The organism is Pseudoalteromonas sp. US3C1004 (assembly GCF_048401065.1).
Taxonomy (GTDB): domain Bacteria; phylum Pseudomonadota; class Gammaproteobacteria; order Enterobacterales; family Alteromonadaceae; genus Pseudoalteromonas; species Pseudoalteromonas undina.
Genome location: NZ_CP183073.1, coordinates 2907342 through 2933625 on the forward strand (window position 1 = coordinate 2907342; position 26284 = coordinate 2933625).

Annotated in this window: 24 protein-coding genes and 3 rRNA genes; 3 read left to right on the forward strand and 24 right to left on the reverse strand. The window is 43.0% G+C overall.

Going from position 1 to position 26284, the window contains the following annotated elements:
* Position 1 precedes the first annotated feature (1 nt).
* The 11 genes from gspM to gspC form a co-directional block, all read right to left on the reverse strand.
* A complete protein-coding gene (gene gspM / locus ACNSN3_RS13560; RefSeq protein WP_054202944.1) occupies positions 2-475 on the reverse strand; it encodes a type II secretion system protein GspM in 474 nt (157 codons plus the stop codon).
* Complete coding sequence (gene gspL, locus ACNSN3_RS13565) at positions 472-1680, reverse strand: type II secretion system protein GspL (protein WP_418607737.1); 1209 nt, start codon at positions 1678-1680, stop codon at positions 472-474. Before gspL ends, gspM begins: the two co-directional genes overlap by 4 nt.
* Complete coding sequence (gene gspK / locus ACNSN3_RS13570; RefSeq protein WP_008113412.1) at positions 1677-2663, reverse strand: type II secretion system minor pseudopilin GspK; 987 nt, start codon at positions 2661-2663, stop codon at positions 1677-1679. The genes gspL and gspK overlap by 4 nt, the downstream gene beginning before the upstream one ends.
* The gene (gene gspJ, locus ACNSN3_RS13575) at positions 2663-3328 is read right to left on the reverse strand and encodes a type II secretion system minor pseudopilin GspJ (RefSeq protein WP_008113413.1); all 666 of its coding nucleotides are present in this window, start codon (positions 3326-3328) and stop codon (positions 2663-2665) included. The genes gspK and gspJ overlap by 1 nt, the downstream gene beginning before the upstream one ends.
* Positions 3329-3703 carry a type II secretion system minor pseudopilin GspI gene (gene gspI / locus ACNSN3_RS13580; protein WP_010393012.1) on the reverse strand — a complete coding sequence of 125 codons (375 nt, stop codon included), beginning with the start codon at positions 3701-3703 and terminating at the stop codon, positions 3329-3331.
* The gene (gene gspH / locus ACNSN3_RS13585; protein WP_418607739.1) at positions 3703-4290 is read right to left on the reverse strand and encodes a type II secretion system minor pseudopilin GspH; all 588 of its coding nucleotides are present in this window, start codon (positions 4288-4290) and stop codon (positions 3703-3705) included. Before gspH ends, gspI begins: the two co-directional genes overlap by 1 nt.
* A gap of 49 nt (positions 4291-4339) precedes the next feature.
* Positions 4340-4762 carry a type II secretion system major pseudopilin GspG gene (gene gspG, locus ACNSN3_RS13590; protein ID WP_010393008.1) on the reverse strand — a complete coding sequence of 141 codons (423 nt, stop codon included), beginning with the start codon at positions 4760-4762 and terminating at the stop codon, positions 4340-4342.
* Between the two features lie 70 nt (positions 4763-4832).
* Positions 4833-6068: a type II secretion system inner membrane protein GspF gene (gspF, locus tag ACNSN3_RS13595; RefSeq protein WP_075169550.1), complete on the reverse strand. Its 1236-nt coding sequence runs from the start codon at positions 6066-6068 to the stop codon at positions 4833-4835.
* A 2-nt stretch (positions 6069-6070) separates the two neighbouring features.
* Positions 6071-7636, reverse strand: coding sequence for a type II secretion system ATPase GspE (gene gspE, locus ACNSN3_RS13600; RefSeq protein WP_418609073.1), 1566 nt, complete (start codon positions 7634-7636; stop codon positions 6071-6073).
* The gene (gene gspD / locus ACNSN3_RS13605; protein ID WP_054202941.1) at positions 7629-9692 is read right to left on the reverse strand and encodes a type II secretion system secretin GspD; all 2064 of its coding nucleotides are present in this window, start codon (positions 9690-9692) and stop codon (positions 7629-7631) included. The genes gspE and gspD overlap by 8 nt, the downstream gene beginning before the upstream one ends.
* A gap of 23 nt (positions 9693-9715) precedes the next feature.
* Positions 9716-10660 (reverse strand): type II secretion system protein GspC, encoded by a 945-nt coding sequence (gspC, locus tag ACNSN3_RS13610; RefSeq protein ID WP_418607742.1) that lies wholly within the window; start codon positions 10658-10660, stop codon positions 9716-9718.
* 196 nt (positions 10661-10856) lie between these two features.
* Here gspC and hslR point away from each other — a divergent pair, with 196 nt between their 5' ends.
* From hslR to ACNSN3_RS13625, 3 genes are all read left to right on the forward strand, one after another.
* The gene (gene hslR / locus ACNSN3_RS13615; protein WP_418607743.1) at positions 10857-11279 is read left to right on the forward strand and encodes a ribosome-associated heat shock protein Hsp15; all 423 of its coding nucleotides are present in this window, start codon (positions 10857-10859) and stop codon (positions 11277-11279) included.
* 12 nt (positions 11280-11291) lie between these two features.
* Positions 11292-12137 (forward strand): Hsp33 family molecular chaperone HslO, encoded by an 846-nt coding sequence (hslO, locus tag ACNSN3_RS13620; protein ID WP_008113427.1) that lies wholly within the window; start codon positions 11292-11294, stop codon positions 12135-12137.
* A gap of 263 nt (positions 12138-12400) precedes the next feature.
* On the forward strand, positions 12401-13939 hold the full coding sequence (locus tag ACNSN3_RS13625; protein ID WP_010392990.1) for a phosphoenolpyruvate carboxykinase: 1539 nt from the start codon (positions 12401-12403) through the stop codon (positions 13937-13939).
* Positions 13940-14758: 819 nt separating this feature from the next.
* Here the strand turns inward: ACNSN3_RS13625 and rrf are convergent.
* From rrf to rpsE, 13 genes are all read right to left on the reverse strand, one after another.
* A 5S ribosomal RNA gene (rrf, locus tag ACNSN3_RS13630) occupies positions 14759-14873 on the reverse strand.
* Between the two features lie 137 nt (positions 14874-15010).
* A 23S ribosomal RNA gene (locus tag ACNSN3_RS13635) occupies positions 15011-17895 on the reverse strand.
* 286 nt (positions 17896-18181) lie between these two features.
* A 16S ribosomal RNA gene (locus ACNSN3_RS13640) occupies positions 18182-19719 on the reverse strand.
* The 16S, 23S and 5S rRNA genes sit together here, the layout of an rRNA operon.
* Positions 19720-20701: 982 nt before the next feature.
* Positions 20702-21103, reverse strand: a complete 402-nt coding sequence (gene rplQ / locus ACNSN3_RS13645; RefSeq protein WP_008115370.1) for a 50S ribosomal protein L17 — start codon at positions 21101-21103, stop codon at positions 20702-20704.
* A gap of 39 nt (positions 21104-21142) precedes the next feature.
* Complete coding sequence (locus ACNSN3_RS13650) at positions 21143-22129, reverse strand: DNA-directed RNA polymerase subunit alpha (protein WP_008115371.1); 987 nt, start codon at positions 22127-22129, stop codon at positions 21143-21145.
* A gap of 24 nt (positions 22130-22153) precedes the next feature.
* Positions 22154-22774, reverse strand: coding sequence for a 30S ribosomal protein S4 (gene rpsD, locus ACNSN3_RS13655; RefSeq protein ID WP_002959461.1), 621 nt, complete (start codon positions 22772-22774; stop codon positions 22154-22156).
* 21 nt (positions 22775-22795) lie between these two features.
* Entirely contained in the window at positions 22796-23182 is a 387-nt protein-coding gene (gene rpsK / locus ACNSN3_RS13660) for a 30S ribosomal protein S11 (protein WP_002959471.1), read from the reverse strand.
* A gap of 12 nt (positions 23183-23194) precedes the next feature.
* The gene (gene rpsM / locus ACNSN3_RS13665) at positions 23195-23551 is read right to left on the reverse strand and encodes a 30S ribosomal protein S13 (RefSeq protein ID WP_008115377.1); all 357 of its coding nucleotides are present in this window, start codon (positions 23549-23551) and stop codon (positions 23195-23197) included.
* A gap of 125 nt (positions 23552-23676) precedes the next feature.
* Entirely contained in the window at positions 23677-23790 is a 114-nt protein-coding gene (gene rpmJ, locus ACNSN3_RS13670) for a 50S ribosomal protein L36 (protein ID WP_002959476.1), read from the reverse strand.
* A 22-nt stretch (positions 23791-23812) separates the two neighbouring features.
* A complete protein-coding gene (secY, locus tag ACNSN3_RS13675) occupies positions 23813-25141 on the reverse strand; it encodes a preprotein translocase subunit SecY (RefSeq protein ID WP_008115380.1) in 1329 nt (442 codons plus the stop codon).
* A gap of 10 nt (positions 25142-25151) precedes the next feature.
* The gene (rplO, locus tag ACNSN3_RS13680; protein WP_008115382.1) at positions 25152-25586 is read right to left on the reverse strand and encodes a 50S ribosomal protein L15; all 435 of its coding nucleotides are present in this window, start codon (positions 25584-25586) and stop codon (positions 25152-25154) included.
* 4 nt (positions 25587-25590) lie between these two features.
* Entirely contained in the window at positions 25591-25773 is a 183-nt protein-coding gene (gene rpmD, locus ACNSN3_RS13685) for a 50S ribosomal protein L30 (RefSeq protein ID WP_008115384.1), read from the reverse strand.
* Positions 25774-25776: 3 nt separating this feature from the next.
* Positions 25777-26283, reverse strand: coding sequence for a 30S ribosomal protein S5 (gene rpsE / locus ACNSN3_RS13690; protein ID WP_008115387.1), 507 nt, complete (start codon positions 26281-26283; stop codon positions 25777-25779).
* Between the last annotated feature and the right edge of the window lies 1 nt (position 26284).

Here is a 26284-nt window from a genome sequence, read left to right on the forward strand (position 1 = left end):
ACTACTTCTCTAATACTAAACGGCTTACGCGTACATAACCGGATTTATCATCTTGGCTTAAATCTAGATTTTCTACGCTTAAACCATGCTGATTAACGAGCTCGTCAATCCATTGGATTAATAGATTAAACTCTACTGAGTCGAGCGTTAAACGAAGTGAGTTATCATTAGGCTGCATTTTACTAATATTAATGCTGTAACGGCCGCGCGTATTATTAACTATTTGGCTGAGATTTTGATTACTCACAGCTTGCGTTTTACCCGCGGCTTTGAGCTTAACAATACTCTCGTCTACCCAGGCTAACAATTCTTGCTGTTTTATTTGTGATTGCTGTGCCCGCTCTATCGCAGTATTTAAAGGCCTAAAAACCCCCATCACCAAAACAAAAATGATAAATACACCGCCTGCAACCATAATTAGTTGTTGCTCTTGCTCTTTTAATGAACGCCAATATTGCATGAACTGCTGCTTCATTGTGCACCTCGCAGTCTGATTTCGCCGACGATAAAATCGCCATCATTATTTAACGAGCCCTGCTCAACAGTAACCCCTTGCTGCTCGAGAATGGCTTTAACCTTACCAAAAGTTTGAAAGTCTTTACCACGCGCTCGAATGCGCAATTCATTACGGCGTTTGTCAAAGCGTAATGTTTGTGGCGTAAACTCATTCACTTGCGAAAACACGCTAACCAATTTACTGGTTAAATCTAAAAAGCCAGCATCGCTAACACCTTGTACTTTATTCAATGCACCCTGTATTTGATTTTTAATTAAATGAGGTCGCACCCGCGTGCCAGGAAAGGCTTTTTGATATCGCTCTACTACTTGCGATTTAGCTACTTCTAGCTGCGAATTAAGCTGATGCAATTCAACCGCTTTAATAGTCACACTTGATACCAAGGCAATCACACTAATAATGGCAGCACTTTTCCAGTAACCCCACCATAACGCAGTTTTCTTTTTAAGGGTGTAAGGTCCTTGACGCAAATTAAACTTAAGTTTATCAAGTTGTTTAGCAAATAATGCTAACGGTAACTCATAGTCACTTGTTTGCGGATATAAGTTAAGTGCTTCAGGAAATTGATCAGCAGGGCTGTAATGCTTGATATCAGGATTGCCTAATGCTACTAAATACTCGTTTAGCCAACTGTTTTCAACCGCGCTAATATGCCAGTCACCTTGTTTAAAGAGCCACTGTTTATTAAGTTCGATGGCAGTAACACATGGCTCTTCAGCGCCTGGCAATAGCAATGCATCCGGTACCATTTGATACGGGGTGAGTTGATGTTGTTCAAATACTTCTAACCAGTGCTCAAACCAATCACGGTTCGTTAGCGCAATCTTAATTGCATGCTGCTCATCAACCATAGTTGGCTCTCCAAGCGCGATATAAACGTCGTCTATATCACATGCAATATCTTCTTCTAGCATATAGGGCAATGCTTGCTCTAATTTACGGCTCCACTTTGTTGGCAGTGTCACCGTTTTTAATTGCACTTGGTCACATGGTAAAAGTACCACAAGCTCTCGGGTTAATGCTTTTTCAGTTAGTTCACTTAACTGATTGGCATTTTGTAGCTCGCCACTGGCTATTATTTCTTGTTCTTGTGGTGAGTATATTAACCAGTTAAGTAAATCTTGCTCGGTTTGACCCGTGCGGATCAACAGTATCTCTGTCACTGTACGCCTCCAAATTTTCGCGCCAGTATCGTTACCTCGCCATTGCTGGCATACAGTAATGTGGTCATCGAAAAACGCAAATCAACAAATTTTGCCTGCGTTTGTAATTTAAAATATTCACTTTTTAAACTAAAAAGCTTTTCTACTGCTTTGATATTTTTGCCGCCTTGTTGTTTAACAGACTCAAAAAACTCTTCAATATTATCAAAGCCATTTTCAGGTCGCGCTGCGATTACCGCTTGAGCACCCGAAACACTCAGTTCGTCTATTAGGCCACTGAGCAATAAAGCTTGCTCTTCAGTGACTGTATTAACATTAATTGAAAGTAACGTACTGCCTGGGATCACACAGACATAAGGCAACACCTTTTCCATCACTAAAGGGTTAAATCCTTTAATTAAACGCAGTTCAGATACCGAAGCAAATAGGCTATTTGCTGTCATATACGGAAACTGACGCGATAAATACTCGCCTTCTTCAGCTCCTGAGCGATACGTAATACTATTTTTATCTAACCAGTCAAAAACACTATCAGCCATACCTTCTTCAGACTCATCACTGGGTAAGTCTTCTATATTTTCTAATATGGCAAACAACGCTTTATGCGCAGGGTTCGTTTTATTAGTACTGTTTGGGTCAGGCTCAGCACCAAGCGCATTTAAGTTTAAACAGGCTTGTAAATCAGTTAACTGACCGCTTAACGTGCCGTTATCAACTGGATACTTAACATCACCTTGCTTTGCCCACGGCTGCGCTAAGGTGGTTTTTTCTGGATCGTCTTTTTTACTTTGAATTAAGCCTTTAATAGCTAACTCTTCAGCGCCATAAGCATACCATTTAGCCTGTTGCTGACTCTGCAAGTTAGTACTTCTTTGTACTTGTACCATTAAGTTAGCACTCATTTCTACGGCTAAAATAGCAGCCAGCGCGACAATAAATAACACAATAACTAACGCCGCGCCGCGTGATGTTTTTTGATTCATCAAGGCGTTCCTCGGCCATTTGGTTGCGATTGGTTAGTACCATCATTAACTGGTTTAGTTAACTCTTTACCGAGTCCTGGCACTAAAAAAACGCGCCTAATTGGTTCTGCGTTCATTTGCTTTAACGTTACAGCTACCGCTTTAGGTAACGCCTTAATTTGCCAGTTTTCTTGCCACTCTGCGTTACCATCTAAAAACTCAAATTTAAGCTCTTCTACGTCAGCTAAAACAACTTGGCTACGAGGCTCCATATTATCAAGTTGATCAACATAAATGCGATATACTCGTTCTAAGTTGTCATCAATTACTCGATAACCAACAGCTTGCAGCTCTGAGCGAGGAAGCAAATTAATGGGATTCATCCAACCATCACGCACAAAGGCAATGCCATCAAGCTGGCTTTCTAAAATGTAGCGCCCTGCAAGTAAGTAACTCTCTTGAAAATCCCCTGCTTCATTACGCACTTGGCGTTTAGTCATTTGGCTAAAGTCTTGATCCATTAGCCTGAAGGCTGTTTGTAACCCATTTAGCTCAGCAATTTTTTCATCTGATGCTTCTTTGGCACGCGTGGTGGTGTCAAGTATTTGGTGGGTGGCCATAATAACAAACGCCAACACCCCTAGTGCCACCATCACTTCTAATAATGTAAAACCGCGCTGCTTCACTTATGGCTTACCTTTATTTAAGTAAGTACTTAACTCATAAATTGAATTTTCATACTTATCATCTGTAAACACATTAATAGTGACCTTTACAAAGCTCTTATCAGCAGTGGGCACAACATCTTGGCGCCAAAACCATTCAATCCCCGCCATCATCTCAGTACCGCGGGTACCATTTTTACCTTGCCATTTTTCGCCTTTCGTTCGTTGTTCTACCAATACATTCTCGGCTACCCATGAGCCATACGTTTGCTCTTCAATACTCGATAAGTGATGAATATGCTCACCAGTTGCTTGCATTGCAGCAATACCCGCCATAGCACAAATACTTAGCGCAACTAAGACTTCTAATAAGGTAAAACCTTGGTATTTTTTCATTATTGGGGCTCTCGACGAAAATCAACTGGCGCTGCAAATTTACCTTCAATAAAATATACCGGCTCCGCCTGATCTTTTAACTCAAGCATAAGCTGAAATGCACTTACATCAGCAGAGGATAAAAGAAGTACTTGAGGAACTTTTAATTTTTTAAGTTCTAATAAACTATCTTCATTATCGCCACTCATTAACTCACGCCAGTTAGACTGCTCTAATAAGTTATCTTGTGCCCAAGGTAGGTCTTCTAGATTAAGTGTTACTTTAAATTGCTGGTCAAACTCAATTGGTTTAAATAACTCTTCCCGCTTAAAGCTGGTCCACTTTTCGCCATCAAACACTAAAAACTCAAGCGTATTTTGATCAACAAATAAACCTAACTCTACCTGATTAATTACGGCAAATTCCGATGCGGCATTAATGGTGGTATGCAGCCTACTTGCTTGCTTATCTAGCTCTTCCTCTGCGCCGCCATCTAAGCTGTATACCACCATTTTGGTGGCAAAGGCGATGATCACCAATACCACTAAAATTTCTATTAAACTAAAACCATATTGCTTCGCACTCAGGTGCTTAAGGTTTACCCGCATGGTAAACCCCAATCAACTAAGTTTAAGCGTATGATTAAGTTAATGCCCATTACTGCTTATCTTCACCCCAGTTACCAATATCATCCTCAGTAGCCGGTTCGCCATCAGGCCCCATTGAAAAAATATCAATTTTACCTACTTCACCTGGGTAAATAAGTTGGTAAGGGTTGCCCCATGGATCTTCTGGCAATTTACTAATAAAACCGCCATCAGGAAAACGCTTTGGAATAGGCTCAATGCTGGTTTTAGTTACCAACGCCTCAAGCCCTTGCTCTGTACTCGGGTAGCTTTTATTTTTTAACTTGTAAAGGCTAACGGCATCTTCTAACTGCTGAATATCTAAATGCGCTTTATCAATAGCCGCTTCTTCTTGCTGACCCATAATATTAGGTGCCACAATCGACATGATCATCCCGATGATAACCAATACCACCATCACTTCTAATAAAGAAAAACCTGATTGTTTATTCACGTTATTACCTCGTTATTCTAAAAACACTAAACAAAAATGATTTAAGTAAATCATTAATATAAAAAAATAATTAAAGGCCAACAGCCTTATTCATTGCCATAATTGGCTGCAAAATTGCCATTACTATAAACAGTACAATGACTGCCATAGAGGCAATCATTGCGGGTTCTAATAATTTTAATGACACATTGACCATACTTTCAAACTCGCGATCTTGATTGTTAGCGGCTCGCTCTAACATTTGCTCAAGTTCACCAGACTTTTCACCACTGGCTATCATATGCAGCATCATTGGTGGAAACAACTTAGTTTGCTGCAGTGAAGCACGTAGGCTTGCCCCTTCACTTACTCTTTCTGCGGCATCAGCCACAGCTTGTTTGATTTTTTCGTTAACTAATACCCCACCAGAAATACGCATTCCTTCTAGTAGCGGTACTGAACTTGACGATAAAATACTTAAAGTACGAGCAAAGCGCGCGGTGTTAATCCCTCTAGCAACTTTACCAATGCCTGGCATATGTAATACTTTTGCATCCCACCAAAACCGTACCTTAGGTTTTTTAAGCGCATACTTGATTCCAACCGCGGTAGCGGTGATCACCAGTAAACTTATAAACCAGTAATTTTGCACAAAATGACTACCAGCCATAACCCACTCGGTAGTCCAAGGTAAAACTTGTTTGGTTTTTTCGAACGTTTTTAATATTTTAGGTACTACAGTACCTAATAACACCGAAACAATACCAATAGCAAACACCACCAAAATAATCGGATACACCATAGCCTGCGTAATTTGACTGCGCATATGTTGGCGCTGCTCGGTATAATCAGCTAGCCTGTTGAGCACTTGATCTAAGTGACCTGACTTTTCACCTGCCGCCACCATAGCGCGGTATAAATCGTCAAATACATGCGGAAACTCACTCATACCATCAGCCAGGGTATAACCTTCCACTACTTTAGAGCGCACCGACATTAACATACGTTTTAAGCGTGGTTTTTCACACTGCTCAGCAACCGCCATCACCGCCCCTTCTACAGGAAGGGCAGACTGAATTAGGGTTGCAAGCTGACGAGTGATCAAAGCGAGATCGGCAGTTGATATGGTTGGTTTAAATAAAGAACCGAGTAAAGGTACTTTTTGACCTTTAACTTGTTTGTCATCTTGCGCAGCAGGCACCACCTCAAGTGGTGTGAGCTTTTGATCGCGCAGAAGCTGACGAACTTGCTTAGCTGTATCGGCTTCTAAAATACCTTTTTTTTCTTTTCCCCGGCCATCTAATGCACGGTATTCAAACGCCGCCATTGTTAGCCTTCCTCACGGGTTACGCGTAATACTTCTTCAAGCGTTGTTTTACCCGCAAGTACGCGGCTGCAGCCATCTTGACGAATACTTGGGCTGCGTTTACGAATATATTTCTCTACGCTTTGCTCACCTTTACCGCTGTGGATCATTTCACGAATAGTTTCATCAACGACTAATAATTCGTGAATACCTGTACGACCTCGGTAGCCATTAAAGTTACACTCTTCACACCCTACCGCGCGGTAAATCGTCGGAGCATTATCAAACGGTACGCCGAGTAATTCACATTCACGCTCATCTGCAATATGCCCTTCTTTACAGCTATTGCATAAGGTACGTACTAAGCGCTGTGACAATACGCCGAGTAATGATGACGATAATAAGAATGGCTCAACACCCATATCTTCCATACGGGTAATTGCACCTGAGGCGGTATTGGTATGCAATGTAGACATAACTAAGTGACCAGTCAGCGATGCTTGTACACCAATTTGAGCGGTTTCTAAGTCACGTATTTCACCGACCATAACTACATCAGGATCTTGACGTAAAATAGCGCGCAGACCACGGGCAAAAGTCATATCAACCTTGGTATTAACCTGTGTTTGGCCAATGCCAGGAATTTCGTACTCGATTGGATCTTCAACCGTTAAAATATTGCGATCCCGCGAGTTAATTTGGCTCATACCGGCGTACAAAGTCGTACTTTTACCAGAGCCTGTAGGGCCTGTTACTAAGATTATACCGTGAGGCTTGCTAATTAAGTCGGCAAACAGCTCTCGGTTTCGAGCTGTCATACCTAAGTCTTCTAGATTTAAACGTGCATTGTTTTTATCAAGCAAACGCAGTACCACGCGCTCACCAAAGCTCGATGGCATAGTCGACACACGCACATCCACTGCGCGCCCAGCTATACGTAAACTAATACGGCCATCTTGCGGTATGCGTTTTTCTGCAATATCGAGTTTGGCCATTACTTTAATACGCGATACCAGCAAAGAGGCTAGTTTACGATTAGGCTTTAGAACTTCCTTGAGTACGCCATCCACTCGAAAACGAATAACCAGCTCTTGCTCAAATGTTTCAATGTGAATATCAGAGGCACCTTCTTTAATTGCCTCACTGAGCATGGCATTAATCAGCTTTATAATTGGCGCATCGTCGTCACCGGCAAGTAAGTCTTCAGTTTGAGGTAGCTCATCAGCTAGTGAGAATAAATCAACCTCATTACCAATGTCTTCCATCATTTGCTGAGTTTCTGAGCTATCACGTTGATACGATGCTTCTAGTAATAGCTCAAACTTATCATCTTCTAGTTGCTCAAGTGTAAAGCCATGTCCTGCAATACGGCGCACTTCTAATAATACATCAACATCCAACTCGCCACGGTAGTAAACAACTCGGTTATCCTTATGTTTACTAAGTAACGCACCCACTCGTCTGGCATATGAAAACGGCAAACGCTTTGCTGGCAGCTCAATTAAGTCATCTTGAGCAAGCTGTTCATCATTACTGTGAGTAATTGGATGAACAACATCTTGATTAATATCTTCTATCGCATTAGTCATCATTACGCTCTTGTGCATTTTGTTTGCGTAAATGCTCTTCGTACGTAGGAGGTAGCACTAGTTCGTCATTCCACTCAGGTAAAATAGGCGTGTCTGACTTTGGCATCAAATTAATACCATCTTCACGTTTTTTAAATTGCTCGCCGCGAATAAAGTTATATTTATTAAAGCTAAGTTTATTCATGCTAACGCCATCGCGAATTATGGTCGGTCTTATAAATACAATAAGATTACGCTTACGTTTTGTTGTATTAGTTGACTTAAATAAGTGCCCTAAAATAGGGATGTCACCTAGTAATGGTACTTTTGACACGCTTTCTTGTACATCTTCATCAATCAAGCCGCCTAATACCACCATGCCGCCATCATCTGCCATTACGGTTGTTTTAATTGCACGCTTATTGACTGAAATATCAACTGCCGTTGCACCACTTACACTAGAAACTTCTTGCTCAATGGTTAATTGCACTGCAGAACCATCGTTAATTTGTGGTGTCACTTTAAGTTTTATACCCACTTCTTGACGCTCAACCGTTTGAAATGGATTTTCATTGTTACTACCTGTTTGTGAACCGGTAATAATAGGCACTTCTTGACCAACTAAAATAGACGCCTCTTCGTTATCCATAGTGGTAATAGATGGAGTCGCTAGGATATTAGAATTAGTATCGGTAGATACTGCTTGTACGATTGCACCCCAATCATTTTTAATTACCCCCATGGCCAAACCATTAATGCCACCAAGTAATGATGCAAGCGGGCCGTAGTCGCCTTCTTTTGTTTCATCATATTCAGTTGGAGTACCCGTCTCTGTTCCAATAATCGTTTTAGTTACTGTTTTATCTCGTGCTTGCTCAGCAGCTACGGCTAAAGCACCGACAGGCACAGTGGTACCATTATTAAATTGCAGCATGCCGCCTTCTTCTGAAATCCATTGCAGGCCAAAGTTAACGCCATCGCCTTCCATTACTTCAATAATAATGGCTTCCACTAGTACTTGTGCGCGGCGAATATCTAAGCGCTCAATAACAGATTCTAGTGAACGCATAGTATCTGGCTGGGCGGTAATGACTAATGAATTTGAATCTGGGTGAGCTTCAATGCTAGTGTCGTTTTTATTACTACTACGTGATTTAGTAGCTCCACCTTGCGTGTCCTCTGCTAGCGATTTGCTCACACCTTGGAGTACTTTTACTAAATCTTCGGCCTTTGCGTAGTTGAGGTAAAACACTTTAGTATTACCTTGGCTTTCCAGTTCGCCATCTAAACGTTTAATGAGCTCAATGGCCCGTGTGCGTGCTTGGCCTTCACCACTAACAATCACACTATTAGTACGACCATCAGCCACCACTTTAGGAATTAAAAACTCAGGTACGCTACCCTTACCACTGTCTTTGTATATATTCTCTACTACAGAGACAACATCATCAGCCGTTGCGAACTTAAGCTTAACGATATCGACTCGCTTATCACCCGCTTGGTCAACAGAGCGAATAATTTCTACTAAGCGGTTAACCGAGGCTGCATGACCAGTTAGCATCATGACGTTGGCGGCATTAAAGTTAGCAACGTGACCGCCGTCTTTTTGGTCGCTAAATTGGCGAACTAAAGGGCCTAACTCTTGTACGCTTACATTTTTAACTCGCACAACCCGTGTAATCATCATATCGCCAAGCGCTTGGCTATCAGCAGTAATTAATGGCACATTTGACTTTTTGGCATCTGAGCTTTTTTCTATTTTTATTATGTTGTTATCCATTTCGACGGCTGAATAACCGTAAACTTCTAAAACATTTAAAAAGAACTGATAGTAAAGTGCCTCATCCATTAATTCGTAACTGCGTACATTTACTTTGCCACGCACGTTAGGATCAATAATGATGGTTTTATTAAGGTTTTTGCCAACAATATTAATAAACTCATTAATATCTGTGCCCTTAAAGTTAGCAGCGTATTCAACAGCAGCAACCGACATAGAAAGACTTGCCGCTAAAAAAAGTGCTGCATACTTAGCTAACCCTTTTTTAATTTTTTTGAGGTGTAGCACCTGAACCATTATGTTAAAACTCCAAAGCTAAGTTATTGCAGACTAAATAGTACATCTATTTGCTCACCATCACGCTCTATTGTGATAGTTGCATCTGTACTGTTTCGCAGCTCATTCATTGCTGCCATTGCCTGTTTTAAATCTGTTAATTGATAACCGTTAATTGCCACGGCTAAATCGTTATTTTGTAATCCCATTTGTTTAAATAGTTCGGGCTCTTTACCTAGACTCAAACGATAACCTATAAGTTCCCCATCATTCATCGCTTGAGAAACACGTATATAATCAAATAGCTTGCCAGGTTCTTCTAAAAGCTCTTCGCGAGTTTCTATTAATACTTCTTTCACCTCAAGGTTGGCAGTGGCATCAATTTGTTCATCGCTTTGTGCTGAAGGCGCTAAAGGCCCCATTTCAGACTCATCTCGCGCAGCGAGTACCGGCATAGACACTGTTTTGGTAAAGTCGAGCCCATCAAGCATTAAGGTTTCAAAGCGACCACTTACATCTAGAATCACACGATCTGGGAGTATTTGCGATACTTTTGCACGTGTACCTTGCACCACATCCTCTACTAAATAACTCGTCTGGCGACCTTGCGACTCAATAATAGCCATTCCCGCCTTATCATCATTACTAACAGCAACGATACCGGTTAAATTAATACTAAGACGCGTTTCAGGGGCATTATTAATGACTTTAGTTTGCGAAGCAGTATTGGTGTTTTTTGTTACATTTACTTTACCAAATAAAAATTGCTCAATGATCGAGTCTACAGACTGGTTATTGCCACCCACAGCTTGGTTAGAATAGCTGATAGGGGCAAGAGGAGATGTTACTGGCTGCGGCCATAATAGCCACATCAGTTTTGATAATAAAAATGCAATATAAACAACAATTAAAACCATAACCATTGCGCTTAATTTAGCATGCGGTAAACGGTTTAATAACTGCTTAAATTGTTGAACGTGCTGTTCCATAGGTAGTGTTCTTATTTTAATTTATAACGAAATCACTCAGCCATAGTACCTTTTCATTTTTCATTCAACAAGCACGCTAATATTAAACTTTGTAAACAGATTAATTTATTTATCGTATCAGCTATCAAGCAATAGCTACATGCGGTAACGGTTTCGTGATAATTTACCTAGGCAGTAAATTTACTAGGGATGTTTTATGACAAAGAAAACTAAACTCAATGGCAGCTCAGAAAACGCTGACGCACTTAAAGTGAGGTTGGACAAATGGTTATGGGCGGCTCGATTTTATAAAACGCGTGCAATAGCTCGAGAAATGGTACAAGGCGGCAAAGTACATTATAATGGGCAACGCAGTAAGGCTAGTAAAATTGTAGAAATTGGCGCAGTTATAAAGCTAGCTCAAGGCGTTGATGAAAAAACCATCACAGTATTAAATATACTTGAAAAGCGCCAAAGCGCCCCCATTGCACAGACCATGTATCAAGAATCTGATGCTAGTATTGCTAAGCGTGAAGAAAATAGTATTGCACGCAAAAATAACAGTTTCTTTGCTCCTCATCCGGATAAAAAACCAGATAAAAAGCAAAGGCGCGAACTTTTAAAAATGAAATCAAGTTAGGTATAGCCGCTCATGCAACAAGATTTACTTCACCGCTATTTATTTGACAACCTCGATGTTCGTGGCGAACTCGTACAAATAGACAACGCTTACAATGAAATGATTGCGAAACACAATTATCCAGAGCCCGTTAAAGCATTATTAGGTGAGCTGCTTGTTGCAACCTGTTTATTAACAGCAACGTTGAAGTTTGAAGGCGAAATTGCAGTTCAACTACAAGGTGATGGCCCCGTAAAATATGCGGTGATCAATGGTGATGATCAACAAAATATGCGTGGTATTGCGCGATTACAACATGAAGTTACTGGCTCAACGGTAAAAGAGCTCATTGGCCAAGGCTACATGGTTATCACGATTACTCCAACTCAAGGTGAGCGTTACCAAGGTATAGTACCTTTAGAGCATGATACATTAAGTGAATGTATAGAAAGCTATTTTGAGCAGTCTGAGCAATTAAAGACGCGCCTTTGGTTTGCAACCGATACTGAAGAAGGCTGCGCCAAAGCATGTGGGCTATTTTTACAAGTGCTACCTGTAGATAAACAAAAATCGATTGAAGATTTTGCTCACTTAGAAGCACTCAGCAATACTATTAAAGATGAGGAGCTACTAGAGCTTGATGCCAATACTATTCTAACGCGCCTTTATCATGAAGATAACCCACGCGTATTTGACCCTCAACCAATTCAATTTAAATGTGGCTGTAATCGCGAAAAAACGATGACAGCTTTAGTTAATGTTGGTCAACAAACGCTTTTGGATGATGTCGAAAAAAATGGTGAGATTAAAATTAGCTGTCATTACTGTTTAAAAGATTATGTATTTAACGAACAAGATATAAAAAGTATATTTAATTAATCTAGCTTTTTAAAACATACTATAAAATAGCCATAATTTTTTATGGCTTTTTTGTGCCCAAAAAATGACACCGGTATCACAAGCTGAGCATTTTTCATGACACCGGTATCATTGAAATTATTCATGTTTTTTCCTTAATTTATATGTTTTTACGGCGTTTATAAGCTCGAATATCCTTAATCCATCTGTTACTATATTTGAAGCTTAAAGGTTACTAAGACCCAGAGCTATCCCGTTCAATCTCACACAATTTAGGTATAAACATGACTTCAAGCGCTACCCGTTTTGTCGATCTAACTGCAGCTGAACTTGTCGAACACGCTATCAGCCGTGGCGAAGGGACTTTAGCCGCCAATGGTGCTTTTGTAGCTAACACTGGTCGTCGTACCGGTCGTTCTCCAAAAGATCGTTTTATTGTTCAAGAATCAAGTACTGAAAATGAAATCCAATGGGGTAATGTAAATCGCCCATTCGATGCAGATAAGTTTGACGCCTTATGGGCACGTGTAGAAGCACATGTGCAAAGCAACGACCACTTTATCTCTCACCTTGAAGTAGGCGCTGATCCAGAGCACTACCTTCCAGTGGTTGTAACAACAGAAACTGCTTGGCACCATATCTTCGCTAAAAATATGTTCATCCAACCACAATCATACAACAAAGCCGACTTTCCTCAGTGGCAAGTAATGAACGTACCTTCGTTTGTATGTGATCCAGAGCGCGATGGTACCAATAGCGATGGCACAGTTATTATTAACTTTGCACAACGTAAAGTGTTACTTGCTGGCATGCGCTACGCGGGTGAAATGAAAAAATCGATGTTCTCTGTGCAAAACTTCCTACTACCAGCGAAAGGTGTATTACCAATGCACTGTTCTGCTAACGTAGGTGAAGCAGGAGATACCGCATTATTCTTTGGTTTATCTGGTACAGGTAAAACAACATTATCAGCAGATCCAACTCGCTTCTTAATCGGTGATGACGAGCACGGCTGGGCACCAGGTAGTGTATTTAATATCGAAGGTGGTTGTTACGCTAAATGTATCGACCTTTCTCAGAAAAACGAACCTGTTATCTGGGATGCTATTCGATTCGGTACAATTTTAGAGAATGTGGTACTTGATGAAAACCGTGTTCCTGATTTCAACGATACCAGCCTAACTCAAAATAGCCGTGCAGCTTACCCACTAGAGCACGTTGAAAAACGTAAAGTTGAAAACCGCGCAGGTGAGCCTAAGGCTGTTGTTTTTCTAACATGTGATGTGAGTGGTGTACTACCGCCGGTATCTGTTCTAACCGAAGAAGCTGCAGCATTTCACTTCCTAAGTGGCTACACAGCAAAAGTTGGCTCTACAGAAATTGGTTCTACTAGCGATATTGAATCAACATTCTCAACCTGTTTTGGTGCTCCTTTCTTCCCACGCCCTGCAGGTGTATACGCAGAGCTTCTAATGAAGCGTGTACGTGAATTCGGCGCTAAAGTTTACCTAGTTAACACTGGATGGACAGGTGGCCCTTACGGTATTGGTAAGCGTTTTGATATTCCAACAACACGAGCTGTTGTGGATGCAATCGTATCTGGAAAATTAGCCGGTGTGGAAACCCAACACATTGACGTGCTAAACCTAGACGTACCAGTTGCAGTACCGGGCGTAGATAGCAAGCTTCTTAACCCAATCAATACCTGGGAAGACAAAGCTAAATACGCAGAGTATGCGGCTAAGCTAGCATCTGATTTCACAGAAAATTTTGCTAAATACGACGTATCTGACGAAATTAAAAACGCGGGCCCTAAAGTTTAATAATCACCTTTAGCCTGATAATTAAAACGCCAACCTTGAGTTGGCGTTTTTGATCCTATCTATTTTACTTCAGCAACTTAGTTACTTTAATAATTGCTGATAAGCCACCTATTAGCTAAAACGTTTCCCTATGTTTTGTGCATTTCTTAATAAAGGCTCACCGAGAGCCTATTAAGCTTTAAAGTAGCAGTTACTAGTTTGTATATCTCAAATTAAACGCTATTAAACTATGTCACAATTAGTACAGTTACGGGATGTCATCAGCAATGAAACTATACTGTAGGGTAAATCTGTCCAATATCTCACTCTTTACCCTGTTAGAGCACATCAAACAACACTAGCTATTACTGGTAAACTCCTCCGAACACAAGAAGGCTCAGGTCATTCGAGTCTTGCTTGCTTTTGGAGTGATGTGCTACTTCGTAGTGGCCACGCAGTAGAATATCGTAGTGCCTACAGCGCTAGAGAGCCACATAGCAAGGTACATTTGATGTTTTTAATGGCATGCGTTGGCTCTGAGGTTAACGCTGTGCAGCTGACGGCTGACGGCTGACGGCTGACGGCTAATACTTTCACTTTCCTGAAGACGTAAAAAAGCCCGGCTCTTTCGAGTCGGGCTTTCTTGTATTTGGAGTCGGTGCGCTACGCAGTAGAATGTCCTACTTTCACATAACAAATGCTACACTATCATTGGTCGGGGCTCGCCTTCGAGCTGTTTCGTTTCACTACTGAGTTCGGCATGGGGTCTTGGCTATGTTTATTAAATCCCAAACAGCAAAAAACCCGCTACATTGCTGTAACGGGTTTCTCTTATTTGGAGCCTGGTAATGTCCTACTTTCACATAACAAATGCTACACTATCATCGGCGCTGTTTCGTTTCACTACTGAGTTCGGCATGGGGTCAGGTGGGTCCAAAACGCTATTGTCACCAAGCAAATTTGGGTGTCAGTCCGTATTACTACGCACTAACTAAAATTTGGAATTCTGATAATAAAGTCTTCTAGTATCTACTTTAGTTATATTAACTTCTTCGCTTGTTTCACTATCACATAAAACGCGTTTGGCGTTGTATGGTTAAGCCTCACGGGTAATTAGTACAAGTTAGCTTAATGGCTCACACCACTTCCACATCTTGCCTATCAACGTTGTAGTCTTCAACGGCCCTTCAGAGACTTTAAAAGTCTAGTGAGAACTCATCTCGAGGCCTGCTTCGCGCTTAGATGCTTTCAGCGCTTATCAGTTCCGAACGTAGCTACCGGGCAATGCCATTGGCATGACAACCCGAACACCAGCGGTTCGTTCACTCCGGTCCTCTCGTACTAGGAGCAACCCCTCTCAATTCTCAAACGCCCACGGCAGATAGGGACCGAACTGTCTCACGACGTTCTAAACCCAGCTCGCGTACCACTTTAAATGGCGAACAGCCATACCCTTGGGACCGACTTCAGCCCCAGGATGTGATGAGCCGACATCGAGGTGCCAAACACCGCCGTCGATATGAACTCTTGGGCGGTATCAGCCTGTTATCCCCGGAGTACCTTTTATCCGTTGAGCGATGGCCCTTCCATTCAGAACCACCGGATCACTATGACCTACTTTCGTACCTGCTCGACGTGTCTGTCTCGCAGTTAAGCTGGCTTCTACCATTACACTAACCGTACGATGTCCGACCGTACTTAGCCAACCTTCGTGCTCCTCCGTTACTCTTTGGGAGGAGACCGCCCCAGTCAAACTACCCACCAGGCACTGTCCGTAACCCCGATTCAGGGGCCAACGTTAGAACATCAAAACTACAAGGGTGGTATTTCAAGGACGACTCCACAAAAACTAGCGTCTCTGCTTCTAAGTCTCCCACCTATCCTACACATGTAGGTTCAATGTTCAGTGCCAAGCTGTAGTAAAGGTTCACGGGGTCTTTCCGTCTAGCCGCGGGTACACAGCATCTTCACTGCGATTTCAATTTCACTGAGTCTCGGGTGGAGACAGCGTGGCCATGGTTACACCATTCGTGCAGGTCGGAACTTACCCGACAAGGAATTTCGCTACCTTAGGACCGTTATAGTTACGGCCGCCGTTTACCGGGGCTTCGATCAAGAGCTTCTCCGAAGATAACCCCATCAATTAACCTTCCGGCACCGGGCAGGTGTCACACCGTATACGTCATCTTGCGATTTTGCACAGTGCTGTGTTTTTAATAAACAGTCCCAGCCACCTGGTCACTGCGGCTCCAATCAGCTTAGAGAGCAAGTCTCATCACCAATCGGAGCGTACCTTCTCCCGAAGTTACGGTACGATTTTGCCTAGTTCCTTCACCCGAGTTCTCTCAAGCGCCTTAGTATTCTCTACCTGACCACCTGTGTCGGTTTGGGGTACGATTCGGTATAATCTGAAGCTTAGAGGCTTTTCCTGGAAGTATGGCATCAGCAACTTCATCACCTTGGTGACTCGTCTCGTGTCTCAGCCTAACAGCAACCCGGATTTACCTAAGTCACTAGCCTACACACTTTCACATGGACTACCATCGCCATGCTTGCTTAGCCTGCTCCGTCCCCCCATCGCAATTATACCAAGTACGGAAATATTAATCCGTTTCCCATCGACTACGCCTTTCGGCCTCGCCTTAGGGGTCGACTTACCCTACCCTGATTAACATGGGATAGGAACCCTTGGTCTTCCGGCGTGCGGGTTTTTCACCCGCATTATCGTTACTCATGTCAGCATTCGCACTTCTGATACGTCCAGCATACCTCCCGGTACACCTTCAACCGCTTACAGAACGCTCCCCTACCACTCAGAATAAATTCTGAATCCGCAGCTTCGGTGCATAGTTTAGCCCCGTTACATCTTCCGCGCAGACCGACTCGACCAGTGAGCTATTACGCTTTCTTTAAAGGATGGCTGCTTCTAAGCCAACCTCCTGGCTGTCTGGGCCTTTCCACATCGTTTCCCACTTAACTATGACTTTGGGACCTTAGCTGGCGGTCTGGGTTGTTTCCCTCTTCACGACGGACGTTAGCACCCGCCGTGTGTCTCCCGGATATTACTTTACGGTATTCGGAGTTTGCAAAGGGTTGGTAAGTCGGGATGACCCCCTAGCCTTAACAGTGCTCTACCCCCGTAAGTATTCGTCCGAGGCTCTACCTAAATAGATTTCGGGGAGAACCAGCTATCTCCCGGTTTGATTAGCCTTTCACTCCTAACCACAGGTCATCCCCTAACTTTTCAACGTTAGTGGGTTCGGTCCTCCAGTTGATGTTACTCAACCTTCAACCTGCCCATGGCTAGATCACCGGGTTTCGGGTCTATACCTTGCAACTATTCGCCCAGTTAAGACTCGGTTTCCCTACGGCTACCCTAATCGGTTAACCTCGCTACAAAATATAAGTCGCTGACCCATTATACAAAAGGTACGCAGTCACCCTCGAAGGGCTCCTACTGCTTGTACGTACACGGTTTCAGGTTCTATTTCACTCCCCTCACAGGGGTTCTTTTCGCCTTTCCCTCACGGTACTGGTTCACTATCGGTCAGTTGGGAGTATTTAGCCTTAGATGATGGTCCACCTATATTCAGTCAAAGTTTCACGTGCTCCGACCTACTCGATTTCACTTAAAATGCGTTTTCATGTACGGGACTATCACCCTGTATCGTGGCACTTTCCAGAGCCTTCCATTAACACATAATAAGCTTAAGGGCTGTTCCGATTTCGCTCGCCGCTACTATCGGAATCTCGGTTGATTTCTTTTCCTACGGGTACTTAGATGTTTCAGTTCTCCGCGTTCGCCTCGTTAACCTATGTATTCAGTTAACGATACCTGCAAGCAGGTGGGTTTCCCCATTCGGAAATCCTAGTCTCAAGTGCTTTTTACTAGCTTGACTAGGCTTATCGCAAGTTAATACGTCCTTCATCGCCTCCAACTGCCAAGGCATCCACCGTGTACGCTTAGTCACTTAACCATACAACCCAAACGGGTCTTTGTTTTGTGACAGTTTAACTTCGCCAGAAGTTAATATTGAATACTAAAGTAGATACCAATTAATCCGAGGATTAAATGGCACTGAATGATACTGCTATCATTCTTTTTTACTTTTGAAAACTCTGTACAAATACAATGTATTCATACGAATTTTATTATCAGCTTTTCCAAATTTTTAAAGAGCATATTAATTAGTTAACCCAAAGGGTAAAACTAACTAACAATCATCTGTGTGGACACTACGAACAAATAAGTTCTAAATCGTATAAGGAGGTGATCCAGCCCCAGGTTCCCCTAGGGCTACCTTGTTACGACTTCACCCCAGTCATGAATCACTCCGTGGTAAACGTCCTCCCGAGGGTTAGACTATCTACTTCTGGAGCAACCCACTCCCATGGTGTGACGGGCGGTGTGTACAAGGCCCGGGAACGTATTCACCGCGTCATTCTGATACGCGATTACTAGCGATTCCGACTTCATGGAGTCGAGTTGCAGACTCCAATCCGGACTACGACGCACTTTAAGTGATTCGCTTACCTCTCGCAGAGTTCGCAGCACTCTGTATGCGCCATTGTAGCACGTGTGTAGCCCTACACGTAAGGGCCATGATGACTTGACGTCGTCCCCACCTTCCTCCGGTTTATCACCGGCAGTCTCCTTAGAGTTCTCAGCATTACCTGCTAGCAACTAAGGATAGGGGTTGCGCTCGTTGCGGGACTTAACCCAACATCTCACAACACGAGCTGACGACAGCCATGCAGCACCTGTATCAGAGTTCCCGAAGGCACCAAACCATCTCTGGTAAGTTCTCTGTATGTCAAGTGTAGGTAAGGTTCTTCGCGTTGCATCGAATTAAACCACATGCTCCACCGCTTGTGCGGGCCCCCGTCAATTCATTTGAGTTTTAACCTTGCGGCCGTACTCCCCAGGCGGTCTACTTAATGCGTTAGCTTTGAAAAACAGAACCGAGGTTCCGAGCTTCTAGTAGACATCGTTTACGGCGTGGACTACCAGGGTATCTAATCCTGTTTGCTCCCCACGCTTTCGTACATGAGCGTCAGTGTTGACCCAGGTGGCTGCCTTCGCCATCGGTATTCCTTCAGATCTCTACGCATTTCACCGCTACACCTGAAATTCTACCACCCTCTATCACACTCTAGTTTGCCAGTTCGAAATGCAGTTCCCAGGTTGAGCCCGGGGCTTTCACATCTCGCTTAACAAACCGCCTGCGTACGCTTTACGCCCAGTAATTCCGATTAACGCTCGCACCCTCCGTATTACCGCGGCTGCTGGCACGGAGTTAGCCGGTGCTTCTTCTGTCAGTAACGTCACAGCTAGCAGGTATTAACTACTAACCTTTCCTCCTGACTGAAAGTGCTTTACAACCCGAAGGCCTTCTTCACACACGCGGCATGGCTGCATCAGGCTTGCGCCCATTGTGCAATATTCCCCACTGCTGCCTCCCGTAGGAGTCTGGGCCGTGTCTCAGTCCCAGTGTGGCTGATCATCCTCTCAAACCAGCTAGGGATCGTCGCCTTGGTGAGCCATTACCTCACCAACTAGCTAATCCCACTTGGGCCAATCTAAAGGCGAGAGCCGAAGCCCCCTTTGGTCCGTAGACATTATGCGGTATTAGCAGTCGTTTCCAACTGTTGTCCCCCACCTCAAGGCATGTTCCCAAGCATTACTCACCCGTCCGCCGCTCGTCAGCAAAGTAGCAAGCTACTTTCTGTTACCGCTCGACTTGCATGTGTTAGGCCTGCCGCCAGCGTTCAATCTGAGCCATGATCAAACTCTTCAATTAAAAAGTTTTATGTCTTTCGACAGCTCAATGAATTCTGAATTTATTTAATATCTTTCGATATTGAATTGACTGTGCTGCAATTCTTTCCTTAAGTAAAACCTAAGTAAGTTATTGCTGTTGGTCACTCAGTTTCAATTGAGACTCTAAATTTGTTTGCCTCACTACCTAAGTAGCTTGGCTGTTAGAACTCAATCTGTACGAGTGCCCACACAGATGATTGCTTTATATTGTTAAAGAACGTTGCGATTAAAGCGTTAAACTTTATCTCGCTAGGGCTGCGCATATTACGCTTTCCTATTTTTTTGTCAACACTTAATTTTGTTAAACTTTAAAGTTTTCAAAACTAAGTTTTACTCGACTCACTGAGTAGCTCGTGCCTCGCTATGCGTTGCGTTCTGCCGTCTCAGTGGGGTCGCATTATAGGGAGATCCGAAAACAGATCAACCCTTTTTTGCAGAAAACTTGAAATAAATGACTGTTCGCTGGATATTTAGACTAAACGCTTAAAAAGACAACTAAACCTAATCATATTTCGCCTTTAAAGCTGTAAAAACTTATTTTTTGGAAAATCTTTTCATAGTTATTGTAGCGATTATCAAGAAAACAAATTGTTTAGCTTTATATGGCCATTTAGATTAGTGGCGAATAAGTACATCAGGCAAGGGCTCTACTATATAAAGTTAATGAGCTATTGGTGGGTATCAATTATTTCGAACTTTTTATATTAATAACTATAAACTGTAAAAGTCGTTACATGGTCATATATTTATTAGTCTAAATAGCTTTACTTATAAATAGAAAGATAGCAGTCCTAAACGCTCGCATTATGATTCGTCGATTCTAGTTAGGCTATTTTATTAGATGAAAGGAATGAGAATAAATTTGCTATTAATAATAGAGCTAAAAGCTTTATTCATTTTGTGTAAATTTTAGATATTAAAAAGCCGAGCATAAGCTCGGCTTTTTGGTGTCTCTTTAAGACTTACTCTGCAGACTGCGCGTCTTCTTGAACTTCTTCGCTCGCCGCTGGGCGACCAACTAGTTCAATATAAGCCATTGGTGCATTATCACCAGCACGGAAGCCACACTTAAGAATACGAGTGTAACCACCTGGACGATCCGCATTACGAGGACCGATTTCACTGAATAACTTACCAACTACTTCATTATCACGCGTGCGAGCAAACGCTAAACGGCGATTTGCTACACTGTCAGTCTTAGCCAGTGTGATTAAAGGTTCAATTACACGGCGTAACTCTTTCGCTTTAGGCAAAGTAGTTTTGATGATTTCATGTTTCACCAAAGAACCTGCCATATTGCTGAACATCGCTTTACGATGGCTACTGTTACGGTTTAATTGACGACCACTCTTACGATGGCGCATGACCCTATCCTTCTAACTAAACTAATATAGTGATTTAGATTATTCAGCTAGGCTTGCAGGCGGCCAATTTTCTAGGCGCATGCCTAGAGAAAGACCACGTGAAGCTAGCACGTCTTTTATTTCAGTTAGAGACTTCTTACCTAGATTAGGCGTTTTAAGAAGCTCAACTTCAGTGCGCTGAACTAAATCACCGATATATTGAATTTGCTCGGCTTTCAAACAGTTTGCTGAACGTACTGTTAATTCAAGATCATCAACTGGACGAAGTAGAATAGGATCGAATTCTGGCTTCTCTTCTTTCTCTTCTGGCTCAGTTACATCACGTAAATCTACGAATGCATCTAATTGCTCAGCTAAGATAGTAGACGCACGGCGGATCGCTTCTTCAGGATCTAAGGTGCCGTTTGTTTCCATATCAATGATTAACTTGTCTAAATCTGTACGTTGCTCAACACGGGCTGATTCAACCGAGTACGCAATACGTTCAACTGGGCTGAATGATGCATCAAGCAGCAATCGACCAATTGGACGCTCATCGTCATCAGAGGATAAACGACTAGATGCCGGCACATAACCACGACCACGCTCAACACGAATACGCATGCTGATCTCGCTGTTATTTGTTGTTAAATTACAAATAACATGATCTGGGTTAGCAATTGTTACATCGCCATCGTGCTGAATATCTGCCGCAGTCACAGGGCCTACACCAGATTTAGTCAGGGTCAGAAAAACTTCATCTTTGCCTTCTAACGTTACCGCTAGACCTTTAAGGTTTAGTAGTATTTCAATGATGTCTTCTTGTACGCCTTCTTTCGCGCTGTACTCATGCAATACACCGTCGATTTCAACTTCAGTTACTGCACATCCAGGCATAGATGATAACAGTATACGGCGTAAGGCATTACCCAAAGTGTGACCAAAGCCACGCTCGAGTGGTTCTAAAACTACTTTAGAACGCGTTGGGTTGATAGCGTCGATATCGACTAACCTTGGTTTTAGAAATTCTGTAACAGAACCCTGCATTTTATCCTCTCTTAACTCTTAACTTTACTTAGAGTAAAGTTCGACGATTAGTTGTTCATTAATGTCCGCAGACAGATCTGAACGCTCAGGTAGGCGCTTGAAGCTACCTTCCAATTTCTTACCGTCAACTTCAACCCAAGTCGGCTTTTCACGTTGCTCAGCCAACTCTAGAGCAGCGATGATACGTGCTTGTGTTTTAGACTTCTCACGGATTACAACAGTATCTTCTGGAGTAATTACGTATGAAGGAATATTCACAACACGACCATTAACTAGAATCGCTTTGTGGCTTACTAACTGACGTGCTTCAGCGCGTGTGCTAGCAAAACCCATGCGATATACAACATTGTCTAAACGTTGCTCTAAAAGCTGTAACAAGTTTTCACCTGTGTTGCCTTTAAGGCGAGCAGCTTCTTTGTAGTAGTTACGGAATTGCTTTTCTAATACACCGTAGATACGACGTACTTTTTGCTTTTCACGTAATTGTAAACCGTAATCAGATAAGCGTCCTTTACGAGCGCCGTGCTGACCAGGTGCAGTCTCAAGTTTACACTTAGAGTCGATAGCTCTTACGCCGCTCTTAAGGAACAGGTCAGTACCTTCACGACGACTCAGCTTGAGCTTAGGGCCCAAATATCTTGCCATGTTATTTCTCCTAACCTATTGTTAAACGCGACGTTTCTTCGGTGGACGACAACCATTATGTGGTATTGGCGTCACGTCAGTAATGTTGGTGATACGGTAACCAGCAGCATTCAAAGCACGTACAGCAGATTCACGACCTGGACCTGGACCTTTGATGAAAACTTCTAGATTTTTTAAACCGTATTCTTGAGCAGCAGTACCTGCACGCTCTGCAGCAACCTGAGCAGCGAATGGAGTAGATTTACGTGAACCACGGAAACCTGAACCACCGGCAGTAGCCCATGATAGTGCATTACCTTGACGGTCGGTAATCGTTACAATAGTGTTGTTGAAAGACGCATGAACATGAGCCATACCATCAGCAACTTGCTTTTTAACCTTTTTACGACGAATTGGTGTCTTAGCCATTTTACTATCCCCTTATCGCTTAATAGGCTTACGAGGACCCTTACGGGTACGCGCGTTAGTCTTTGTTCTTTGACCACGAAGTGGTAAAGAGCGACGGTGACGTAGGCCACGGAAACAACCAAGGTCCATAAGGCGCTTGATATTCAAAGTAACTTCACGACGAAGGTCACCTTCTACAGTGTACTTGCCAACTGCTTCACGCAATACGTCAAGTGTTTCGTCTGAAAGTTCACCGATTTTTGTGGTCTCGGCGATACCAGTCGCTTCTAAGATAGCCTTAGAGCGAGTCTTACCTATGCCATAAATAGCTGTTAAACCAATAACTGCATGTTTATGATCAGGGACGTTAATGCCAGCGATACGGGCCACTAACACATCTCCTATATTTGAATTTGGTAATCATCTGTTTGAAAAGCCCGTAAGGATACTCAAACGAAGACCAAATCACAACTAAAAACACAGGCCGAGAAATCTCAGCCTGCACGACTGTTTACTTAGCCTTGCCTTTGCTTATGCTTAGGCTCACTGCAAATTACGCGTACTACACCAGCACGTTTAATAACTTTACAGTTACGGCATATTTTCTTAACGGAAGCACGTACTTTCATTGCTCAACTCCGTAAACTGACCTTATCGACCGTAGCCTTTAAGGTTCGCTTTTTTCAGCACAGAATCATACTGATGTGACATCAGATGCGTCTGTACTTGTGCCATAAAGTCCATGATTACAACAACGATAATCAAAATTGATGTACCGCCGAAATAGAATGGCGTTTGCCATGCCATAGTCATGAATTCGGGCACCAGACAGATAAAGGTTATATACAAAGCACCTGCCAATGTCAGGCGTGTCATCACTTTATCAATGTATTTAGATGTCTGCTCACCTGGACGAATACCTGGGATAAATGCGCCAGATTTTTTCAGGTTGTCTGCTGTTTCACGCGGGTTAAAAACCAACGCTGTGTAGAAAAAGCAGAAGAAGATGATAGCCGCAGCTAAAACCATTGCATACAAAGGCTGACCTGGAGTCAACGTTGTAGCAATTGCTTGTAGCACATCAGCAACCGGACCTTCACCCTGGCCGAACCAGCTTGCAATTGTACCAGGGAACAGAATTATACTGCTAGCAAAGATTGGTGGAATAACACCCGCCATATTTACTTTCAGAGGTAAATGCGTGCTTTGAGCAGCAAATACTTGACGACCTTGTTGACGTTTAGCGTAGTTAACAACGATACGTCGTTGACCACGTTCAAAGAATACAACAAGATAAGTAACAGCGAATACTATAACCGCAACCATCAACAGTACAAAAACATTCAAATCACCTTGGCGCGCCATTTCGGCTGTCGAACCAATAGCAGACGGCAGGTTAGCTACAATACCAACAAATATTAGAACTGAGATACCGTTACCGATACCACGTTCTGTTATCTGTTCGCCCAACCACATAAGGAACATAGTACCGGTTACTAAACTCACCACTGCGGTGAAATAGAATCCCATACCTGGGTTAACAACTAACCCGTTCATCATGCCCGGTAAGCTTGTGGCAATACCGATTGATTGGATAGTAGCAAGCACAAGCGTGCCGTAGCGTGTGTACTGGCTTATCTTTTTACGCCCTTGCTCACCTTCTTTCTTAAGCTCTATAAACGGCGGATACATATGCGTTAATAGTTGCGTAATAATCGAAGCCGAGATATACGGCATGATACCCAGTGCTAACACTGAAGCTCGCTCAAGCGCACCACCGCTAAACATGTTGAACATCTCAACAATGGTGCCCTTTTGTTGCTCGAAGAAATCGGCAAGTACAGCGGCGTCAATCCCAGGGATCGGCACAAATGAACCTAGACGGTAAATTATGATAGCACCCAATACGAAGAGTAATCGGCGCTTCAATTCCGAAAGTCCACCTTGTGCACTTTGTGTATCTTGACCTGGTTTAGCCATTAGTACTTCCTTAGTCTTCTACCTTGCCTCCGGCAGCTTCGATAGCTTCGCGTGCACCTTTAGAAGCCTTAAGGCCTTTAACGGTAACAGCGCGTGAAACTTCGCCAGATTTAACAACTTTAACGAACTGAACGTTCTTTTTAACTAGACCAGCTGCTTGTAACGCGCTTAGGTCTACCACATCGCCTTCAACTTTAGCGATTTCGTATAGGTTAATTTCTGCAGATACTAAAGATTTGCGAGAAGTGAAACCGAACTTAGGTAGACGACGTTGCATAGGCATTTGACCGCCTTCGAAACCAACGCGTACTTTACCGCCAGAACGTGATTTTTGACCTTTGTGACCACGGCCACCAGTCTTACCAAGACCAGAACCGATACCACGACCAACACGTTTTGGAGCAGTTTTTGAACCTGCAGCAGGTGAAAGTGTATTCAAATGCATCGAATTACCCCTCTACCTTAACCATGTAATAAACCTGGTTAATCATACCACGCACACATGCTGTGTCTTCTAACTCAACAGTGTGATTGATACGACGTAAACCAAGACCGCGTAATGTAGCTTTATGCTTCGGTAAACGACCGATAGAGCTTTTTACTTGTGTTACTTTTACAGTTTTATTAGCCATGGTTTACCCCAAAATCTCATCTACTCGAAGACCACGTTTTGCAGCGATCGACTGAGGAGAATTCATGTTCTCAAGTGCTGAGATCGTTGCACGTACAACGTTGATCGGGTTAGTAGAACCGTAACATTTAGAAAGTACGTTCTGCACACCAGTCACTTCAAGTACTGCACGCATAGCACCACCTGCAATGATACCAGTACCTTCAGATGCTGGTTTCATAAACACTTGTGAGCCAGCATGACGTCCTTTAACAGGATGCTGTAATGTGTTGCCATTTAGGTCTACGTTGATCATGTTACGACGTGCTTTTTCCATTGCTTTTTGAATAGCAGCTGGAACTTCACGTGCTTTACCATAACCGAAACCTACTTTACCTGCGCCATCACCAACTACAGTTAGTGCAGTAAAGCTAAAGATACGACCACCTTTAACTACTTTAGACACACGGTTCACCGCGATTAGCTTTTCAGCTAAATCAGGCTGTTGTTGCTTTGCTTCTACGTTAGCCATT

Coding starts and splice junctions, on each gene's coding strand:
- rplO (WP_008115382.1), bottom strand. CDS start 25,586: ATGCATTTGAATACACTTTCACCTGCTGCAGGTTCAAAAACTGCTCCA.
- gspE (WP_418609073.1), bottom strand. CDS start 7,636: ATGACTAATGCGATAGAAGATATTAATCAAGATGTTGTTCATCCAATT.
- hslR (WP_418607743.1), top strand. CDS start 10,857: ATGACAAAGAAAACTAAACTCAATGGCAGCTCAGAAAACGCTGACGCA.
- hslO (WP_008113427.1), top strand. CDS start 11,292: ATGCAACAAGATTTACTTCACCGCTATTTATTTGACAACCTCGATGTT.
- gspF (WP_075169550.1), bottom strand. CDS start 6,068: ATGGCGGCGTTTGAATACCGTGCATTAGATGGCCGGGGAAAAGAAAAA.
- rpmJ (WP_002959476.1), bottom strand. CDS start 23,790: ATGAAAGTACGTGCTTCCGTTAAGAAAATATGCCGTAACTGTAAAGTT.
- gspM (WP_054202944.1), bottom strand. CDS start 475: ATGAAGCAGCAGTTCATGCAATATTGGCGTTCATTAAAAGAGCAAGAG.
- rpsK (WP_002959471.1), bottom strand. CDS start 23,182: ATGGCTAAGACACCAATTCGTCGTAAAAAGGTTAAAAAGCAAGTTGCT.
- secY (WP_008115380.1), bottom strand. CDS start 25,141: ATGGCTAAACCAGGTCAAGATACACAAAGTGCACAAGGTGGACTTTCG.
- rplQ (WP_008115370.1), bottom strand. CDS start 21,103: ATGCGCCATCGTAAGAGTGGTCGTCAATTAAACCGTAACAGTAGCCAT.
- rpsD (WP_002959461.1), bottom strand. CDS start 22,774: ATGGCAAGATATTTGGGCCCTAAGCTCAAGCTGAGTCGTCGTGAAGGT.
- ACNSN3_RS13625 (WP_010392990.1), top strand. CDS start 12,401: ATGACTTCAAGCGCTACCCGTTTTGTCGATCTAACTGCAGCTGAACTT.
- gspC (WP_418607742.1), bottom strand. CDS start 10,660: ATGGAACAGCACGTTCAACAATTTAAGCAGTTATTAAACCGTTTACCG.
- gspK (WP_008113412.1), bottom strand. CDS start 2,663: ATGAATCAAAAAACATCACGCGGCGCGGCGTTAGTTATTGTGTTATTT.
- ACNSN3_RS13650 (WP_008115371.1), bottom strand. CDS start 22,129: ATGCAGGGTTCTGTTACAGAATTTCTAAAACCAAGGTTAGTCGATATC.
- gspH (WP_418607739.1), bottom strand. CDS start 4,290: ATGCGGGTAAACCTTAAGCACCTGAGTGCGAAGCAATATGGTTTTAGT.
- gspI (WP_010393012.1), bottom strand. CDS start 3,703: ATGAAAAAATACCAAGGTTTTACCTTATTAGAAGTCTTAGTTGCGCTA.
- rpsE (WP_008115387.1), bottom strand. CDS start 26,283: ATGGCTAACGTAGAAGCAAAGCAACAACAGCCTGATTTAGCTGAAAAG.
- rpmD (WP_008115384.1), bottom strand. CDS start 25,773: ATGGCTAATAAAACTGTAAAAGTAACACAAGTAAAAAGCTCTATCGGT.
- gspD (WP_054202941.1), bottom strand. CDS start 9,692: ATGGTTCAGGTGCTACACCTCAAAAAAATTAAAAAAGGGTTAGCTAAG.